The 2,187-nt window shown below is 58.6% G+C and carries 2 protein-coding genes; both read right to left on the bottom strand.

The features are described 5' to 3' along the window. Window positions 1–67: 67 nt before the first annotated feature. Window positions 68–1,123 (bottom strand): beta-ketoacyl synthase N-terminal-like domain-containing protein, encoded by a 1,056-nt coding sequence (locus tag EN879_RS32965; protein ID WP_013525296.1) that lies wholly within the window; start codon window positions 1,121–1,123, stop codon window positions 68–70. After that, window positions 1,116–2,177 (bottom strand): DUF2169 domain-containing protein, encoded by a 1,062-nt coding sequence (locus EN879_RS32960; protein WP_063170596.1) that lies wholly within the window; start codon window positions 2,175–2,177, stop codon window positions 1,116–1,118. The genes EN879_RS32965 and EN879_RS32960 overlap by 8 nt, the downstream gene beginning before the upstream one ends. Window positions 2,178–2,187: the final 10 nt, after the last annotated feature.

Below are 2,187 nucleotides of genomic sequence, written 5' to 3'. Positions count from 1 at the left end.
GCCTTGGAGAATCCGGTGGACGATTTGTGGGTTAAGCCGAGGCCATTGACGGTGATATGCGTCGGCATCAGGCAGCCTTTCGCCTGCCGCCGAGTAGTGCGGCTGCGCGAACGCCGTTCTCGGAACTGGTCCAGATCAGGGACAGGGGTCCGGTCTGATAATTGCGGGCTTCGGCTTCCGCCACAAGGCTGACAAACAAAGGTCCGCTCGCCGCACCCACATCGCCCCAGCAATCGGCAGGGGTCTCGAAATCGGCCGCATCCCTGAACCGACCGGGATTGCGGATGGTTGCGAAGCCGTACTCGTTGGCTCGATAGCGTTCGCCGTTCATGTCGCAGATTATCCGATCGACTGGATCTGTTACGGCCTTTTCGAACAAGTTACGGAACGCAGCACCAAGTCCTTCGCCAAGAACGACGGTCTCGGTTCGGATGCGTTTTTCCTCGTGCGCGCCTTCGATGCCGATCAGTTGGAGCCGTGGCGGGATAGCATATTTCCGGGCGGTTCGCAGAGTTGTCATCAGGCAAAATCCCGCCGCCTCTCCAGGGCAGAACCCATAGATGTTGCCCTCTGAATGCAGTTGTTCATTTTCGTCCAACCACACGAGTGTCTCGGTCTGCAGATAGGTATCGACGCCGCCAGCCAGGCAGAACGTTACGCTGCCCTCGCGCAGGCTTTTTGACGCTTGCAGCATGGCGATCATACCGCCGGCATGGCCTCCAGCAATGGATCCGCCGCCCTGGAACACGGCGTATTGTGACAGACCACTGCGAAGTTGAGCATGCACTTGGACTGCGAATTCGCCATCCTGGCCAGGCCTGGGTTCGCCTGTCGCCACGATTAACGACACCGGTGCGTTTCCGAGGGCGCCAAGCATCGGCCGCAATGCCTGCACGGCCGGATCGAAAGCGATTGCGACAGCGCGATCGGGACCCCGCATATGAAGGTCAATACCCATGTCGCGGGTGACCTTCATTTGCTCGCCGAAGCGGTCGACCATCGTGGGATGTTGTTGGATTGCGGAAATGCCAGCGCGAACCGCGGCCGCACTGGAAGCAGCGTCGAATCCCAACGGCGTTCGCGCGCCGATGCCGACGATGACGATGGCGTCGTCTCTAGCCATCGACGAATTCCTCCGTCCAGATACCCATGCGCGTGGCGGCCGCCGAAACAGTCTGACGACGTAGGCTTATGGTGGTGCTCTTCAGCCGCTCCTCGTCATAAGGAACATACAGCGTGGTCATCCATGTAATGGAGAACTGACGCTTGTCTGGTTTGATCCGTAGCGTATGGATCGTCGGCTCCTCATGCTGCCGGGAGGGTCGGTTGTTGAACTCCGTATGTATGTCGAAGCCGATACGAGGCAGTACGAACTGGAAAAACCCGTCGCCAGTGAAATTGCCCAGCCGCACGGTTTCATAGCCGACAAGTGGCGTCCTGGTTTGCTGATCTTCCGGCGCGCACTGGTAGTATGTTCGGCTGAAATCCAAGGGCAGCAGCGGATCACGCCTCTTTTGCCATTCATCGCCATAGGTGCCCGCATGTTTGGCGCGCGGCATCCAGTGCCGCGCCACTGGACCGAAACCTGCTGGCCGGCCGCTTTGGTGATCGCGATAGGGTGCGTCAGGATACTCGAAGTTGGGGCCGGTCCTGCCGATCAAATGTCGTGCATCGACGGCGAAGCCGGTTCCTACGGGGTTTCGTCGGTCCCAATCGGGCGTGGAGGCCTGAGTGTCCGTGCCGCCAAAAGTTCTCCGCCAAGAAATCGGAATCCGAATGAAAGGCTCGGGTCGGCTCATACGCACCAGTACCGGCCCCGGCATAAAAATACGGTCGCCAATCGCACGCACGCTCTTGTCCAACACGTTGCCTATCTTGATACGCGCCATCGACTCGATATTCGGTCGCTGATCAGGCGCATATACGTGGCCTTCTACAAGGACATCGGTGTGCTTCTTTTCAATGACGAGATCGTCGTCATCAAGTAATTCCAGGGCGTCAGCGCTGTGGATAGGGGCCATATTAACAGGAACCTGATCCTTCAGAAGCTGCTGCTTACCGTCGAGGTCAAGTTCGAACGATGCTTTGATCGCGATCAGCCACCATTCGTGGCCGTGTTCGTCGCGGGTCCAAGCTTCCTGGGCCGCAAATGGCGTCTCGTTCCAGAGATTCCACATCGGTCAACAG

The organism is Mesorhizobium sp. M7A.F.Ca.AU.002.02.1.1, from assembly GCF_003998535.1.
Taxonomy (GTDB): domain Bacteria; phylum Pseudomonadota; class Alphaproteobacteria; order Rhizobiales; family Rhizobiaceae; genus Mesorhizobium; species Mesorhizobium ciceri.
The sequence above is the reverse complement of the archived record's forward strand: the minus strand, read 5'-3'. Positions and strand labels throughout refer to the sequence as shown.